Origin of the sequence: Duganella radicis, assembly GCF_009720825.1 — a bacterium.
GTDB lineage: Bacteria > Pseudomonadota > Gammaproteobacteria > Burkholderiales > Burkholderiaceae_D > Rugamonas > Rugamonas radicis.
Genome location: NZ_WNKY01000019.1, coordinates 1 through 15,938, shown reverse-complemented (window position 1 = coordinate 15,938; position 15,938 = coordinate 1). Strand labels below are relative to the sequence as shown.

The window sequence follows — 15,938 nt, the reverse complement described above, 5'->3', positions numbered from 1 at the left end:
GGAGTGGTCTATGCGCCGCGCATTCACCCTGATGTTGTTCCTGTCCCTGCTGCAAGGCGCGCTGGCCTGGGCCGCGCTGGGCAGCGCTCCGTCCAATTTCGGCACCGCCACCACGCAAAGCCGGCAAGCCAGCCGCCTGGCCGCCACAGCCACGGCCGCCAGCAGCGAGGCGGTCTACACCGTCACCCAGTCCACCCTCGACAGCGGCACCGTGGTGCGCGAATACAGCGATGCCGGCGGCACCGTGTTCGCCGTCAGCTGGAGCGGCCCGACCCTGCCCGACCTGCGCACCCTGCTGGGCGACAAGTTCGCCGTCATGACCAGCAGCGCCGCCAAGCGCCCCAAGGCCGGCCACTCGCAGCTGGCGGTCGAGCAGTCCGACGTGGTGATCGTCTCCAACGGCCATATGCGCGCCTTCACTGGCCAGGCGTGGATACCCGGCGCGCTGCCGGCCGGCTTCGACACTACCAGCATCGAATAAGGATCCTGCATGAAATACACCCATCTGGCAGGCGCCCTGCTATGCCTGGTGCTGGCCGCCTGCGGCGGCGGCAGCGGTTCGTCCAGCGCCACCAGCAACACAGCCACCACCGAGGCCATGAGCATGCCGGCGCCGGTGATCAGCATCAGCGCCTCGCCCACCGCCACCACCAGCGGGCAAGTCGTCACCCTCAGCTGGAGCGTCAGCAACCCGCCCGCCAGCGGCTGTACCGCCTCCGGCGCCTGGAGCGGCGCGGTGGCCAGCAGCGGCACGCAAACCGTCACCGCCGGCGACGCCGGCACCAGCAGCTACACCCTCACCTGCGGCAGCGTCAGCAACACGGCCATGGTCACGGTCAGCACGCCGCCGCCCTCGCCCACCGTCAGCCTGACGCTGGCGCCGGCCAATATCACCAGCGCCCAGAGCACCACGCTGAGCTGGTCCTCGGCCAACGCCACCAGCTGCACCGCCAGCGGCGCGTGGAGCGGCAGCAAGGCCACCACCGGCTCGGTGACCATCACCCCCAGCGCGGCCGGCAACTTCACCTACAGCATGAGTTGCAGCGGCGACGGCGGCACGGCCAGCGGCAGCGCCGTCCTCAGTGTCACGGCCGCGCTCAGCAACAGCACCGCCATCCTGGTCGACAGCGGCCCGAGCGGCGTCAACGGCGTGATCAATGTGCCGTATGTGAGCGTGACGGTGTGCCGCCCCGGCACCAGCATCTGCCAGACCATCGACCATGTGCTGCTGGATACCGGCTCCTACGGCCTGCGCCTGCTGGCCAGCCAGCTCAACAGCACGCTGGCGCTGCCGGCCGTCAGCACCGCCGCCGGCGAGGATGCCGGCGTATGCGGCAAGTTCATCAGCGGCTACACCTGGGGCGCGGTGCGCCAGGCCGACGTCAGGATCGCCGACGAGGCGGCCTCCGGCATCTCGATCCAGGTGATCGGCGACAGCGGCGCCAGCTACAGCAGCACGCCATCCACGTGCAGCAGCGCGGGGGCCGATATCGGCACACTGCCGGCCCTCGGCGCCAAGGGCATTCTCGGGGTCGGCATGTTCAAACAGGATTGCGGCACGGCCTGCGTCAATGCCGCCGTCAGCGGCGTCTACTACGCCTGCGCCAGCGGCAGTTGCGCGCCCAGCGCCATGCCGCTGGCCAGGCAGATCAGCAATCCGGTGGCCTCGTTCGCCGTCAACAACAATGGCCTGCTGATCAGCATGCCGGCGGTGGGCACGGCCGGGCTGACCTCGGTCAGCGGCACGCTCATTTTCGGCGTCAATACGCAAAGCAATAACATCGTCGCCAGCGAGACCATCTACCAGGCCAACCGCAACGGCGACTTCACCACCACCTACAAGGGCAAGGCCTACAGCGCCAGCTTCATCGACAGCGGCTCCAACGGCTACTTCTTCACCGACAGCACTATCCGCCAGTGCTCGGGCGGCGATTTCTACTGCCCGGCCTCGGCCCTGTCGCTGAGCGCCACCAACAGCGCGGCCGACGGCAGCGCCAGCGGCACGGTCAGCTTCAATGTGGTCAACATGGTCGGTCTGGCGTCGACCATCACGGCGGCGCAGGTGGGCGGCACGGTGGGCAGCAGCACTTCCGCCGGCACCTATTTCGACTGGGGCATGCCGTTCTTCTACGGCCGCCGCGTGTTCGTGGTGATGGAGGGGGCCAGCGCGGCGGGCAAGACCGGCCCGTATTGGGCATATTGATTGCGCGATGTCATGGTGCTGTCACGATAAGTAGCTAAAGTCGCAACCTTGAATTTTTCCCTTATTCGAGGTTGCGATGAAATTAAATCTGGTGATGCTGGCCGCCATGAGCGCTGCCGGCCTGGTCGCATGCGGCGGCGATAACGGCACCGTCGCCCCGGCGATCCCGGAAGGCACGACCGTCACCCTGGCCCTGTTGGAAACCACCGACATCCACGCCAACGTGATGAGCTACAACTACTACTCGCTGGCCGAGGACACCAGCCTCGGCCTGGAGCGCACTTCCGCGCTGGTCAAGGCCGCGCGCGCCGAGAATCCGAACAATGTGCTGCTGGACGACGGCGACACCATCCAGGGCACGCTGCTGGGCGACCTGCAAGCCGTCACCAAGCCGATTCCGTGCGGCGAGACGCTGGCCGTGCACAAGGTGATGAACGCCATGAAGTTCGACGGCGGCGGCTTCGGCAACCACGAATTCAACTACGGCCTGCCTTACCTGAGCCAGATCACCAATACCGACTTCGGCATTCCGGGCGTGAGCAAGCCGAGCGGCACCTGCGGCGCCCCGGCCTTCCCGCTGGTGCTGACCAACGTCACCGGCGTGGCCAGCGGCAAGCCCATCGTGCAGCCTTACACCCTGCTGCCGCGCACCTTCAGCGCCACCCAGCCGGACGGCAACAAGCTGGATGTGAAAATCAATATCGGCATCATGAGCTTTGTGCCGCCGCAGATCCTCGAATGGGACCAGAAGAACCTGGCCGGCAAGGTGGCCGTGAGCGGTGTGCAGGAGGCGGCCAGGCAGTATGTGCCGGAGCTGCGCGGCAAGGGCGCCGACCTGGTGGTGGCGTTGTCGCACGGCGGCCTCGACCCGAGCACTTACAGCCCGAAGATGGAAAACGGTTCCTACCACCTGACCACCACCGGCATCGACGCGCTGCTGATCGGCCACTCGCACTTGATCTTCCCGAAAGGCAAGGAGACCGGCGCGGCCGCGCTGGACCCATCGTTTGCCGCCTTCCCGGCCAGCGCCAAGATCGACGCCATCAATGGCTTCGTCAACGGCGTGCCGACCGTGATGGCACAGAGCTGGGGCCGCCGCCTTGGCATCATCAAGCTGACGCTGGCCTACACCGGCGGCAAGTGGGTGGTGCAGCCGGCCAGGACCACGGTGGAATCGCGCGGCTTCAAGTACACCGACGGCGTCACCAACATCGCCGCCGACAGCAGCGTGGCGCCGCTGGTCGCCAACGAGCACGCCGCCACCATCGCCTACGCCAAACAGCCGCTGGGCGTGACCACCGATTTCGAGATGTCGTCCTACTTCTCGTTGGCTGGCGACGTCACCGCGATCCAGCTGGTGAACCAGGCGCAGCTGGCCTACGTGAAGAATTTCATCGCCACCAGCAGCGACGCCACCCTGGCCAGCTACAAGAGCATTCCGGTGATTTCGTGCAGCGCGCCGTTCAAGGCCGGCCGCAACGGTCCGTCCGACTTCACCGATGTGGCGCCGGGCGCGTCGGCGGCGGCGCCGGTGGGCCTGCAAGTGCGCAATCCGGGCGACCTTTATCTGTACTCCAACAACAACCTGCAAGCGGTGAAGATCAAGGGTTCCGACCTGAAGAACTGGCTGGAGGCGTCGGCCAGGCAGTTCGGCCAGATCGATCCGGCCAAGACCAGCGAGCAGGATCTGGTGCCATCCTACGGCACCATCTACAACTACGATGTGTTCTACGCCGAAGACAACGCGCTGACCTATCAGATCGACGTCACCAGGCCGGCCGGCAGCCGCATCGTCAACCTGACGTACAAGGGCAAGGCAGTGGCCGACGGCGATGACTTCATCGTCGCCACCAACGATTACCGCGCGGGCGGCGGCGGCGCGGTGCCGGGCATCGACGGCAGCAAGACCATCATCAAGTCGCCGGACGCCAACCAGACCGTGGTCAGCAACTATCTGACGGCGCAGGGCGCGGCCACCGGCAAGGTGACGCTGGCCGGCAACGGCAGCGCGCGCAGCTGGAGCTTCGTCAAGGTGGCGACCGCCGGTCCGGTGATCCTGCGCTCGGCGCCGGGCCATCTGGCGCTGGCGAAGCGCAATGGCATTACCGCGGTCACGGCCGAGGGCGCGCTGGACGCCAGCGGCTTTGCCAAGTACACCATCGACCTGAGCAAATAAAATGCGCGTCCTGTTCGCACTGCTGCTGTGGGCGGGCCTGTCCGGCTGCCAGATCCAGCATGACAAGCCGACCTCGGCGCAAATCGAAGTGGTCGGCATGAAGGCCAGGCAGGAAGCCGATCCGCATGCCGAGCGCAAGCTGATCAGCTGGGCCGGGCAGGACCTGCCGGTGGCGCAGCGCGAGCTGGGCATTTTGTATCAGGCGCGGCCGAAGCAGCGCGCCGACGCGCTCAGGCTGTTCGAGCAGGCGGCGCGCGGCGGCGATACCGAGGCCGCGTTCCAGCTGGGCGAGATGCTGCGGGTCGGCGTGCCGGGCGTCCCCGCCGCGCCGGGCGCGGCGGCGCCGTGGTACGCCATGGCCGCCCGGCAGCAGCACGCCAGGGCGGCGCTGGCACTGGGCCTGCTCTACAAGAACGGCGACGGCGTGCCGCGCGACGAGGCGGCGGCGGCGCGCTGGCTGGTGCAGGCGAGCGAATTGGGCAATGCGCATGCGATGTTCCTGCTCTCCAACATCTACAATCAGGGCCTGGGCGTGGTGCAGGACCGCGTGCGCGGCCGCCACTGGCTGGAGGAGGCGGCCGAACACGAGTACCCGCCCGCCATCCAGGAACTGGCCCTGACCATGCAGGTGGGCGACGCACTCACTCAAAAGGATGAGCTTAAGGCTACCCACCTGATGATGGAAGCCAGCGAACATAGAAGGAATAATTGGAACCGATTCTGACACCGGAGATTCCAATGAAAAATTTGCTGACCGCCGTGCTGCTGAGCGCAGCCGGCCTGGCGCACGCCGCGCCGCCTGCCTCGCCGCCTTCCTCGCCGATCTACGGCGTCACCCTGCCCGAGGGCTACCGCAAGTGGCAATTCATCGCGCCGGCGCACGAGACGCCGCCGCTGGACGAGTTGCGGGTGGTGGTCGGCAATCCGGTGGCGATGGCGGCCATCGAGAAAAACCAGTTGCCCTTCCCCGACGGCACGGTGCTGGTCAAGCTGGCGTGGAAACGGGTGCAGTCGACCGAGTCGCCGGCCGCCTACGTGCCGGGCGCTGCCAGCACGGTACAGGTGATGGTGAAAGATTCCAAAAAGTACGCCAGCACCGGCGGCTGGGGCTTCGGCCGCTTCATCAACGGCCAGCCGGCCGACCTGGCCCAGCACCAGACGTGCTGGGCCTGCCATCAGGCACTGGTCAAGAACCACGACTTCGTGTTCACCCGCCTGGCGCCGTAGACGGAAGGTGGTCCGGCGCACAGACCGGCTATGGCGGGGACTCCTAGACTAGTTTGGCAGTCCCCATTAGCCAAGCAAGGAGCCGACATGAGAACCACTTCCCAATCTTCGGGCAAGATGCCGAAGCCTATTCCCACCGAAACCGCGCCACAAGACGCCATCGCGCTGCTGACCCAGGATCATGAAAACGTCAAGGCGCTGTTCGAACAGTATGAAGAACTGGGCGACCGCGCCCACGTCAGCAAGCACAAGCTGGCCCTGCAGATCTGCCAGGAGCTGACCAAGCACACCATGATCGAGGAGGAAATCTTCTATCCGGCCGTGCGCCAGGCCATCAAGGATGACGACATCATGGACGAGTCGCTGGTGGAACACGCCTCGGCCAAGGATTTGATCGCCCAGATCCAGAGCATGGAGCCGGGCGACGATCTGTTCGACGCCAAGGTCAAGGTGCTGTCGGAAATGATCGACCACCACGTCGAGGAAGAGGAAGGCGAGATGTTCCCCAAAGTCCGCAAGACCAAGCTGGACCTGGAGGAGCTGGGCGAGGCCATGGCCGCCCGCAAGGAAGCGATCGAGCTGCCGCCGGTTTAAAGCTGGGCCATCTCGCGCTGCATATTGTCGATGGCACGCTGGTTGTACTGTTCGGCGAAGTAGGCGTCGCGGAACAGTTGCCCGCCCTGCGCCTTGCGGCACAAGTGCAGCAGCGCGCCGCGCCGCTGCTCGCGGTACTTGACGTCCGGCAGGTGGATGTATTCCTGCCGGATGGCGCGCGCGTAGTTCTGGTAGACCTCGTCGTCCTGGCCGAGGATGGCCAGGTCCACGCACAGCAGGATATCCTTCAGGCGGTGCGTGATGGCGGCTTCCTGGAAGTGGTCGGTGGCGCGTATCAGTTCGGCGGCGTCGGCCATTTCCTGCCCCAGGTGGCTGCCCAGCCACAGCTGGGCGCTGGCCTCCTCGTTGCTCAGGGTGCCGGGCTCGCCGCTGTGGCCGTACTCGGCGTCATGGAACCAGAAAGCCTGCTTGACGATGTCGACGTCGGCCGGATCGGGCCGGGTGTTGGCGGCCCACACGCGGATTTCGCACAGGCCGTGCACCAGGTGGTCGAGGTTATGATAGTGGCGCGCCGGCCCGCCGTAGGCGGTGGCGCCGGTCAGTTGCACGAACCACTGGTCGGCGTGGGCGATGGCGGTGGCGTCGCGGTGCTCGTAGTCCCACAGGGTTTCCCACTCGCGCCGCAGCCAGCCCAGCACCCAGGCGTGGTAGGCCGGGCCGGGCACGAATTGCTTCATGATCCAGTTCCAGCCGATCGGTCCCTCCAGCGCCTTGACGAAGGAGGAACTGACCGAGCCGAGGTCGCGCGGCGGCATCACGAACACGGTCTTGGCGCCTTGCAGCACGTCGACGTTGGTTTGCTGGATCAGGTTCTCGTAGTCGAAATCGGCGGTGGTGCGGATGCCGCGGATCAGGCATTCGACGCCCTGCTTCTTGGCCGCGCGCGCGGTGTAGTCGCCGCGCACGATGACCACCGAGACGTTGTCCCAGCCCTGCTCGGCGCAGCTGAGCGCGATGATGCTCTTGCGCTCCTCGGCCGTGAAGCGCGGCTTCTTGGCCGGATTCTCGGACAGGAACACCACCACCTCGTCCGCCAGCGAACGGGCTTCGTTGATCACCCACATGTGACCGTTGGTGATCGGGTCCAGGGTTCCCGAAAAGCCGATTTTCTTCATGCACCACTCCAACGCCGTGTCAAAACGGCATTTTAAGCTGGAGTGGGCTTGCCAGTCTCGGGAAAATCGAGGTTGACTTGCAGTCCGCCCAGGCGTTCGGAGCGGTCGAGCGACAGCGCGCCGCCGTGGCGCTCGGCGATCGACTGCACGATGGCCATGCCCAGACCGCTGCCGCCGGCGGGGCTGCCGGGCACGCGGTAGAAGCGGCTGAACACCCGCTCGCGCTCTTCCGGCGGGATGCCGGGGCCGGAATCCTCGACGCGCAGCAGGATGCGCGGCTTGCCGTGTTTTGTGGCGGCGGCGCTACGCCGGAGCGTCACATCGACCGTGCCGCCGGCCGGGGTGTACTTGATGGCGTTGTCGACCAGATTGCGCAGCAGGATGAGCAGGGCGTCGTGCTGGCCGGCCACCACCAGGTCGTGGTCCGCGTGGTGCAGGCCGAGGTCGATCTGGCGCGCCTGCGCCAGGCCGTTCATGTCGCCCAGCACGCGCCGGACCAGTTCGTCCAGGCTGACCGGCTCCAGCTTGATCTCCTGGCCGCCGCCCTCCTGGCGCGCCAGCACCAGCAACTGTTCCACCAGCCGGGTGGCGCGCTCGATGCCGGCCGTCACGCGCGAGACCGCCACCTTGCGGGCCGCCTCGTCCGGCGCGCGCTCCAGGCTGAGCACCTGCAATTTGAGCGCGGCCAGCGGCGTGCGCAGCTCGTGCGCGGCGTCGGCCACGAAGTGCTGCTGGGCCTCGAAGGCGGTGCGCACGCGCACGAACAGCAGGTTGAGCTCCTGCACCAGCGGCAGCACCTCGTCCGGCAGGTCGTTTTCCGACACCGGCGACAAATCGTCGGCCTGGCGCGCGGCCACCTGGCGCTTGACGCGCGACACCGGCGCCAGCGAGCCGGACACCACCCACCACACCACCAGCATCAGCACCGGCGCCATCACGGCGATCGGGCCGACGGTGCGCAGCGCCAGGGTGCCGGCCATGCGCTGGCGCACCGCCATGTCCTGCGCCACCTGCACGGTCTGGTTGGAGGTCTGGACCGAGAAGATGCGGTAGGTGGTCTTGTTGACCTTGACGTTGGAAAAGCCCAGCACGGCCCGCTGCGGCAGGGCCGCGCGCGACAGCGAACGGAACACCTGGGCGCCGTCCGGGGTCCAGACCTGCACCACCAGGTCGTCGTTTTCCGGATCGGCGGCGGTGTCGGCCGCCTTGTTGGTGAGGGTGGCGCTGGAGCGCAGCGACATCGCCATTTGCTGCATGTGGTAGTCGAAGATCTGGTCGGCGTCGCTCAGGGCGCTGCGGTAGGCGATCATGGCTTGCGCGATGGCGGCCATGGTGATGGCGGCCAGCAGGAACCACAGCAGACGGCCGCGCAGCGAGTGCGTCACCACCGGCACGCGGGGCAACGACGGCAGCGACGGCATCTTCACTTTCATAGCTTGGGCACCATGTAGCCCAAACCGCGCACGTTCTGGATCAGCTCGGCGCCGAGCTTTTTGCGCAGGCCGTGGATGTAGACTTCCACCGCGTTGCTGTTGACCTCGTCCTTCCAGCTGTACAGTTTCTCCTCCAGCTGATGCCGCGACAGCACGATGCCGGGACGGGCGATCAGCGCCTCCAGCACCGCCCACTCGCGCGCCGACAGGCTGACCGGCTTGCCGTCGGCGAGCACTTCGCGGGTCTGCGGGTTGACGGTGACGTTGCCGTGCTCGAACACCGGCTCGGCGCGGCCGGCCGAGCGGCGCAGCAGGGCGCGGATGCGGGCCAGCAGTTCGTCGAGGTCGTAGGGCTTGAGCACGTAGTCGTCGGCGCCGGCGTCGAGGCCGGCGATGCGCTGTTCCTTGGCGTCGCGCGCGGTGGCGATCAGGACCGGCGTGAGTTCCTTGCGCAGGCGCATGGCGCGCAGCACGTCCAGGCCGTCCTTGCGCGGCAGGCCCAGATCCAGCAGCACCAGGTCGTAGGTTTGCGTTTGCAGCGCGGTATCGGCCATGTCGCCGTCCTTGACCCAGTCAACGGCGTAGTGCTCGGCCCGCAGGAGGTCCAGCACTACTTCGCCGATCATGGTGTCGTCTTCCACCAGAAGAAGTCGCATCTTGTTATTTTCCTAAACTTAGCCCAGGCGGACCGGTATGAAGATTTTATCGTCGCCGCGCTGGATCAGCAATGCCACCGACTTGCCGGCCTTGCCCACCACCTCGCGCACCTGCTCGACGCTGTTGACCGGACGGCCGTTGACCGACAGCAGCACGTCGCCCGGCTGCACGCCGGCGTTGGCGGCGGCGCCGCCGGCGTCCTGGATCAGCAGGCCGCTGGCGATGCCGGACTCGCGGCGTTCCACCGGGTCCAGCTGGCGCAGCGACAGGCCGAGGCGCAGCCTGGCGCTGGCCTGGTCGGCCGGGGCGTCGTCGTCCTGCGCGGCCACCTTGTCGCGGGCGTTGCCCAGGGTGGCGGTGAGCTGCACCGGCTTGCCCTGGCGCCAGACGTCCAGCGTGATCTTGTCGCCCGGGGTCGACAGGCCGACCATGGACGGCAGGTCGGCCGAGCTGACGATCTTCTGGCCGTTGAGGGCGCGGATCACGTCGCCGGCCTTGAGGCCGGCCTTGTCGGCCGGGCCGCCGCGCTCGACGTTGGCGATCAGCGCGCCCTCCGGCGTTTCCAGGTTGAAGGAGTCGGCAAAGCCCTGGTTGACTTCCTGCACCGTCACGCCCAGCTTGGCGTGCACCACCTTGCCGGTGGCGACGATCTGGTTCTTGATCTTGTTGGCGACGTCGATCGGGATGGCGAACGACAGGCCCTGGTAGCCGCCGGTCTGGCTGTAGATCTGCGAGTTGATGCCGACCACCTCGCCGCGGGTGTTGAACAGCGGGCCGCCGGAGTTGCCGGGGTTGACGGCGACGTCGGTCTGGATGAAGGGCACGTTGCCGTCCGGCAGCGAGCGGCCCTTGGCGCTGACCACGCCGGCGGTGACGGTGTTGTCGAGGCCGTACGGCGAGCCGATCGCCAGCACCCATTCGCCGACCTTGAGGTCGTTGTTTTTGGCCAGCGGCACCACCGGCAGGTTCCTGGCGTCGATCTTCAGCACGGCGACGTCGCTTTGCGGGTCGGAGCCCAGCACCTTGGCGCGGAATTCGCGGCGGTCGGTCAGCTTGACCACCACCTCGCTGGCGTCGCGCACCACGTGGGCGTTGGTGAGGATGATGCCGTCCGGGCTGATGATGAAGCCGGAGCCGAGGCCATGGGTCGGCTGGGCGCGCTGGCCGCCGCGCTGCTGGCCCTGGAAGCGGCGGAAGAATTCGTAGAAGGGATCGTCGGCAAACGGGTCGTTGCGGCCTTGCGCGCCGGGGCCGTCGTAGGCGGTCTTGGTGCTGCCGGTGACGTTGATGTTGACCACGGCCGGGCCGTTGTGGGCCGCGATCACGCTGAAGTCGGGCAGTGAAATGGCCGGCGCGGCGACCGGCGCCGGAGCAGCGGCAGCGGCCGGGGCGACCGCGGCGGCCACCGGCGCGGTGGCGGCGGCGACGGCGGCGTTCTGTTTGACAGCGACTGCACCGCCGACGCCGACCACGCCCAGTACGGCGACGGCGACGGCGGCACGCTTGAGAGTAGAGTTGGACATAACGGTTCTCCTATGCAAATGAGGACTTTAGATGTATCCAATATGACGCTAAAAACTTAGGCCCTACTTAACCAAAAAACCTGCTTACAAACGGGCTGGCCAACGGGCTGACCAACGCAAAACTGGCCGGATAAACCGGCCAGTTTTGCTTACCGCGTTACAGCGGGATCAGGCGGCGCGCTGCTCCAGCGCGGTCACGTTGTCGCCGCCGTCGATGACGATTTTGCGCGGTTTGAGGGCTTCCGGAATCTCGCGCACCAGTTCGATGGAGAGCATGCCGTTGTCGAAGCTGGCGCCGGTCACCTTGACGTGGTTGGCCAGCTGGAAGCGCTGCTCGAAATCGCGGGCGGCGATGCCACGGTGCAGGTAGGTGCGCTCGGTGGCGTCCTTCTGCTTGCGGCCCACCACGGTCAGCGCGTCGCGCTCGAAGGTGATGTCGATTTCTTCGCGGCTGAAGCCGGCCAGCGCCATGACGATGCGATACTGGTCGTCCGAGACCAGCTCGATGTTGTAGGGGGGATAGCTGGGGGTGTCATTGCGCTGGGCGTCATTCAGCAGTTGTGCCAGACGATCAAAGCCGATGGCGGAACGATACAGCGGGGTCAGATCAAAAGTACGCATGATGGATATCCTTTTCAAGTTAAGCGATATAAAGAAGTTCGCGGCCCCCACAATCAGGCAACCGCTGAGTCCCATATAAGTCGCGCCGCAACGCTTTCAAGGGATTTTTTTCAAAAAATTTTTTATTGCCCGCGTGCTACACTCTTCCTCTTGTCAACCGTTTTATCACATGATTATGTCCCTCACCCGCGCCGTACTGGCCGGCCTGCTGGCTACCGCCTTCAGCGCCCGGGCCGCCGCCATTTCCGAACAGCCCTATCCGGGCACCATCGTGCTGAAAGTGGACGCCACCAACACCGCCCAGCAAATCTTCCGCGTGACCGAGCGCATTCCGGCCCGGCCCGGCAAGCTGACCTTGCTGTATCCGCAGTGGGTGGTGGCCAATCACGGCCCGAGCGGGGCGCTGAACCAGTTTGCCGGCCTGAAGGTGTTCGCCAACGGCCAGCCGCTGGACTGGCGGCGCGATCCGCTCGATGTGTGGGCGTTCCAGATCGCGGTGCCGGACGGCGCGGCGGCGGTGGAGGTGGAGTTCCAGTATGTGTCGCCGGTGGAGGCGAATCAGGGCCGCACCACCTTCACCAACGATATCCTCGGGGTGCAATGGCAGTCGCTGGCGCTGTATCCGGCCGGCTACCGCAGCCGCAATATCACGGTGCAGCCGAATCTGACGGTGCCGCCGGGCTGGCAGTTCGGCAGCGCGCTGGAGGTGGCGCAACGCCAGGGCGACCAGATCGCCTTCAAGCCGCTGGACCTGGAGACCCTGCTCGATTCGCCGCTGTTCGCCGGCCGCTATTTCCGCCGCATCGATCTCGATCCGGGGGCCAAACTGCCGGTGTACCTGAACCTGGTGGCCGACAGCGCCGACCAGCTGGACGCCACGCCGGAACAGATCGCGCCGCACCGCGCGCTGATCCAGCAGGCCTACAAGCTGTTCAAGTCGCAGCATTACCGGCACTACGATTTCCTGCTGGCGATCAGCGATGAATTCGGCGGCATCGGCCGCGAGCATCATCAGTCCAGCGAGAATGGCGTCAAGCTCGGCTACTTCAGCGAGTGGAACAAGTACGAGGCGCGGCGCGAGTTGCTGGCGCATGAGTTCACCCATTCGTGGAATGGCAAGTTCCGCCGCCCGGACGGCCAGGATGTGCCCAACTTCAACACCCCGCTCGACAATTCGCTGCTGTGGGTGTACGAGGGCCAGACCCAGTACTGGGGGGCGGTGCTGGCCGCGCGCGCCGGTCTGATCCAGCGCGAACACACGCTGGACCTGCTGGCCGCCTCGGCCGCCCGGCTGGACCACGTCAAGGGACGCGCGTGGCGCGCGGTGCAGGACACCACGTACGATCCGATCGTCAACGCGCGCCGGCCGCAGGTGTGGAACAACTGGCAGCGCGGCGAGGATTACTATCAGGAAGGCCAGCTGATCTGGCTGGACGCCGACACCAGGCTGCGCGAGCTGTCCGGCGACCAGCGCTCGCTGGACGATTTCGCCCGCCTGTTCTTCGGCACCGACGACGGCATGTATGTGGCCAAGCACTACAGCTTCGATGAGGTGGTGCGCACGCTCAACGCGGTCCAGCCCTACGACTGGGCCGGCTTCCTGCGCAGCCGGGTGGACAGCCACGGCCCCGGCGCGCCGCTGGACGGTCTGGCGCGCGCCGGCTGGAAGCTGGTGTATACCGAGCAGCAGACCGCGTTCCTGAAGGCGCAGGAGGACCTGAGCAAGTCGGCCAACTTCCAGTACTCGCTGGGCTTCTCGGTCGGCGCGGAGGGCAAGCTGGAATCGTTCATCTGGGAAGGCGTGGGCTTCCAGGCCGGCCTGTCGGGCAACACCACGCTGCTGGCGGTGAACGGCCGCGCCTACAAGCCGGAGCTGCTGCGGGCGGCGGTGACGGCGGCCAAGGACGGCAAGGAGCCGATCAAGCTGCTGGTCAGGAAGGGCAATCTGTATCGGGAGGTGGCGCTGGATTACCATGACGGCCTGAAATATCCACGGCTGGAACGCATCGCCGGCACGCCGGATCGGCTGGCGGCGATTTTGCAGCCATTAAAGTGAGGGCGGCGGTGTGGTTTGGTGTATGCTGCGCACATGCATAATGACACCGATATCCAACTGAGCGGCCCGTTCAAGGCCACCGACGGCGCCGGCCGCGCCCATGACGCCAAGGCGATCCGCATCTTTGACGAGGGCTATGGCGCGATCGACGTGTATGTCGATTTCAAGGCGCCGATCAGCGGCCTGCACAAGGATGCGGCGCTGATCAGTTCGGTGCTGGCGCAGCTGCGCAGCGTCGGCTACCAGGGTCCGGCGCTGAGCGCCGGCGATCCGGTGTTGCAGGAAGCCCGGCTGCTGGTGCTGGCGGCGCCGGACGAGTTCAACACCTACGCCGCCAGCAAGGGCTGGAAAGACCTGTCGGAAGACTTTTAAGCCAGGTAGCGCGCGGCCCACGCCGCGATCAGGTTGGCGACGTAGACGGCGTCTTCGCGGCCGGTCAGCAGATGGTCGGCGTGGTCCAGCGAGACAAAGCTTTTCGGGTGTTTGGCCGCCGTGAAAATCTCCATCGCGTTGTTGAGGCTGACCGTGTCGTCGCCCGGCGCGTGCATCACCAGCAGGGCGCGGCGCAGGCCGGCGATGTGGGGCTTCAGATCGTGGCCGCCGGCGTCGTCGACGAATTGCTGCCGGATGCGGAACGGCCGTCCCGCCAGTTGCACCTGTGCCTCGCCCGCGCGCGCGATTTCGCCCAGGTGGTGGCGGAACATGCCGGTGACGTAGGACGGGCTGCTGGGCGCGGCGATCGTGGCCACCGCCCGCACTTCCGGCATGTGCCCGGCCACCGCCAGCGCCGCCGCGCCGCCCAGGCTGTGGCCGATCAGCAGGCGCGGCGCCTGACCGTTGGCGCGCATGAAGTCGGCGGCGGCCATCAGGTCGGCCAGGTTGGACGAGAAGTTGGTCTCGGCAAACTCGCCTTCGCTGGCGCCGAGGCCGGTGAAATCGAAGCGCAGCACGGCAATGCCATGGGCGGTCAGGGCTTCGGCCACGCGACGGGCCGCCAGCACGTCCTTGCCACAGGTGAAGCAGTGGGCGAACAGGGCGTAGGCCCTGACCGCGCCGTCCGGGCCGTCGAGGCGGGCGGCCAGCTTGTGGCCGTGGGCGCCGATAAATTCATGTCGTTGTGATTTCATAGGGATAGTCAATGCGTTACCAACACTACAAGGGCGGGATTTACGAACTGGTGTGCGAAGCCACGCTGGAATCCGACCTCTCGGCCATGATTGTATACCGGGCCGCCAATGGCTCGATCTGGTGCCGGCCGCGCGCGGTGTTTTTCGAGATGATCGAGGTCGACGGCCGGCAGGTGCAGCGCTTCACGCCGCTCGACTAGCCGAACAGGCCTTGCAGATACCAGCGCGGCGCCTGGCCGGCGGCGCCGCGCTCCTTGAACAGCCAGTAGTGGGCGTGGTCCTCGCCTTGCGCCATGAAGTAGTCGCGGCTTTGCAGCTGGCCCCACCAGCCGGCCTCGATGCGCTCGCCGGTGGAGCGGATGCGCAGCGGCGAGCCGTAGTACGGGCGGTGGTCGCGCATCAGCAGCGGGATGGGCTGGGCCAGCAGCCAGGTGGGGCGCGGCAGGCTGCCCATGTCGGGCGGCAGCCGGGCGCGCGCGTCGGCCGGGCGCACTTTGTGCTGGATGCCGAGCCAGGTGTTGGCCTGTTCGGGCCGGTAGTCGGCGCTGGGCACGGCTTGCAGCACGTTCTCCGGGCCCAGGCGCGCGGCCAGCAGTTCCAGCAGGCGTTGCCAGTCCTCGTGGCTGCCGCCCGGCTCGGGGAACAGGGACTCGCTGAGCGGCGCCATCGGCCGCACTTGCGGCGCCTCCAGGCGCAGGCCGATCACCGGGGCGTCCAGTTGCAGCTTGGCCAGGCGCTCCTTGAGCAGACGCACCAGGTGCGCGTCTTGCCAGGTGGGCTCGGCCAGCACCACCTCGATCACGGTGGGCGGGCCGGCGCTGCGGCCGCGCTCGTGCTCCAGCAGCAGCTGGATGCGCTCGACCGCCAGCTGGCGCGCGCTCAGCCAGCCGGTCAGTTGCAGCAGCAGCCGGTGGGCGCCGAACAGCAGCGCTTCGGCGTGTTCCACGCGGTCGAACAATTCCAGCCTGGCGTGGAAGCTGGCGGGCGCTTGCAGCCATTGGTGCAGTTCGGGACGGACGCCGTGGGCGTCGTCCAGCAGGTCCAGCAGGGCGCGGCCGCAGCGGCGTTGCAGGCCGGGGCGCGGCAGGCGGTACAGCTGGCCCAGGGTGAGGCAGCCGATGCCGTCCAGCCAGCCCCGGTGGGCGCGCGCGGGCGGCAGCGCGTCCACCGGCAGGCGGTCGAGGC

The 15,938-nt window shown here is 67.0% G+C and carries 16 protein-coding genes; 9 read left to right on the top strand and 7 right to left on the bottom strand.

Annotated elements, in window-relative coordinates; genetic code table 11:
* Positions 1–10: 10 nt before the first annotated feature.
* The 6 genes from GM676_RS17520 to GM676_RS17495 all read left to right on the top strand — a co-directional run bounded on the left by GM676_RS17520 (position 11) and on the right by GM676_RS17495 (position 6,200).
* Positions 11–481, top strand: coding sequence for a DUF2844 domain-containing protein (locus tag GM676_RS17520; protein ID WP_155465042.1), 471 nt, complete (start codon positions 11–13; stop codon positions 479–481).
* Positions 482–490: 9 nt separating this feature from the next.
* A complete protein-coding gene (locus GM676_RS17515; RefSeq protein WP_155465041.1) occupies positions 491–2,203 on the top strand; it encodes a DUF3443 family protein in 1,713 nt (570 codons plus the stop codon).
* Positions 2,204–2,279: 76 nt separating this feature from the next.
* Complete coding sequence (locus GM676_RS17510) at positions 2,280–4,379, top strand: bifunctional 2',3'-cyclic-nucleotide 2'-phosphodiesterase/3'-nucleotidase (protein ID WP_155465040.1); 2,100 nt, start codon at positions 2,280–2,282, stop codon at positions 4,377–4,379.
* 1 nt (position 4,380) lies between these two features.
* Positions 4,381–5,103 (top strand): tetratricopeptide repeat protein, encoded by a 723-nt coding sequence (locus GM676_RS17505; RefSeq protein WP_155465039.1) that lies wholly within the window; start codon positions 4,381–4,383, stop codon positions 5,101–5,103.
* Between the two features lie 14 nt (positions 5,104–5,117).
* A complete protein-coding gene (locus GM676_RS17500) occupies positions 5,118–5,606 on the top strand; it encodes a cytochrome P460 family protein (protein ID WP_155465038.1) in 489 nt (162 codons plus the stop codon).
* Positions 5,607–5,693: 87 nt separating this feature from the next.
* Positions 5,694–6,200, top strand: coding sequence for a hemerythrin domain-containing protein (locus GM676_RS17495; protein WP_155465037.1), 507 nt, complete (start codon positions 5,694–5,696; stop codon positions 6,198–6,200).
* On the opposite strand, the gene coaD is transcribed toward GM676_RS17495, so the two are convergent.
* From coaD to GM676_RS17470, 5 genes are all read right to left on the bottom strand, one after another.
* Positions 6,197–7,336 (bottom strand): pantetheine-phosphate adenylyltransferase, encoded by a 1,140-nt coding sequence (gene coaD / locus GM676_RS17490; RefSeq protein ID WP_155465036.1) that lies wholly within the window; start codon positions 7,334–7,336, stop codon positions 6,197–6,199. The two genes, GM676_RS17495 and coaD, sit on opposite strands and share 4 nt — an antisense overlap.
* A 32-nt stretch (positions 7,337–7,368) precedes the next feature.
* On the bottom strand, positions 7,369–8,769 hold the full coding sequence (locus GM676_RS17485) for an ATP-binding protein (RefSeq protein WP_155465035.1): 1,401 nt from the start codon (positions 8,767–8,769) through the stop codon (positions 7,369–7,371).
* Complete coding sequence (locus GM676_RS17480; RefSeq protein WP_155465034.1) at positions 8,766–9,425, bottom strand: response regulator; 660 nt, start codon at positions 9,423–9,425, stop codon at positions 8,766–8,768. The genes GM676_RS17485 and GM676_RS17480 overlap by 4 nt, the downstream gene beginning before the upstream one ends.
* Before the next feature lie 18 nt (positions 9,426–9,443).
* Positions 9,444–10,949: a DegQ family serine endoprotease gene (locus tag GM676_RS17475; protein WP_155465033.1), complete on the bottom strand. Its 1,506-nt coding sequence runs from the start codon at positions 10,947–10,949 to the stop codon at positions 9,444–9,446.
* A 168-nt stretch (positions 10,950–11,117) separates the two neighbouring features.
* Positions 11,118–11,570, bottom strand: coding sequence for an Hsp20 family protein (locus tag GM676_RS17470; protein ID WP_155465032.1), 453 nt, complete (start codon positions 11,568–11,570; stop codon positions 11,118–11,120).
* Positions 11,571–11,745: 175 nt separating this feature from the next.
* Here GM676_RS17470 and GM676_RS17465 point away from each other — a divergent pair, with 175 nt between their 5' ends.
* Both GM676_RS17465 and GM676_RS17460 read left to right on the top strand, forming a co-directional pair.
* Entirely contained in the window at positions 11,746–13,626 is a 1,881-nt protein-coding gene (locus GM676_RS17465) for a M61 family metallopeptidase (RefSeq protein ID WP_155465031.1), read from the top strand.
* A gap of 33 nt (positions 13,627–13,659) precedes the next feature.
* The gene (locus tag GM676_RS17460) at positions 13,660–13,998 is read left to right on the top strand and encodes a hypothetical protein (protein WP_155465030.1); all 339 of its coding nucleotides are present in this window, start codon (positions 13,660–13,662) and stop codon (positions 13,996–13,998) included.
* Here GM676_RS17460 and GM676_RS17455 read toward each other — a convergent pair.
* Positions 13,995–14,753 (bottom strand): alpha/beta hydrolase family protein, encoded by a 759-nt coding sequence (locus GM676_RS17455; protein WP_155465029.1) that lies wholly within the window; start codon positions 14,751–14,753, stop codon positions 13,995–13,997. The two genes, GM676_RS17460 and GM676_RS17455, sit on opposite strands and share 4 nt — an antisense overlap.
* Before the next feature lie 11 nt (positions 14,754–14,764).
* Here GM676_RS17455 and GM676_RS17450 point away from each other — a divergent pair, with 11 nt between their 5' ends.
* Positions 14,765–14,953 carry a DUF1653 domain-containing protein gene (locus GM676_RS17450; protein ID WP_155465028.1) on the top strand — a complete coding sequence of 63 codons (189 nt, stop codon included), beginning with the start codon at positions 14,765–14,767 and terminating at the stop codon, positions 14,951–14,953.
* On the opposite strand, the gene GM676_RS31580 is transcribed toward GM676_RS17450, so the two are convergent.
* On the bottom strand, positions 14,950–15,938 hold a 989-nt coding region (locus GM676_RS31580), incomplete at its 5' end, for a Y-family DNA polymerase (RefSeq protein ID WP_170304315.1). The genes GM676_RS17450 and GM676_RS31580 overlap by 4 nt on opposite strands.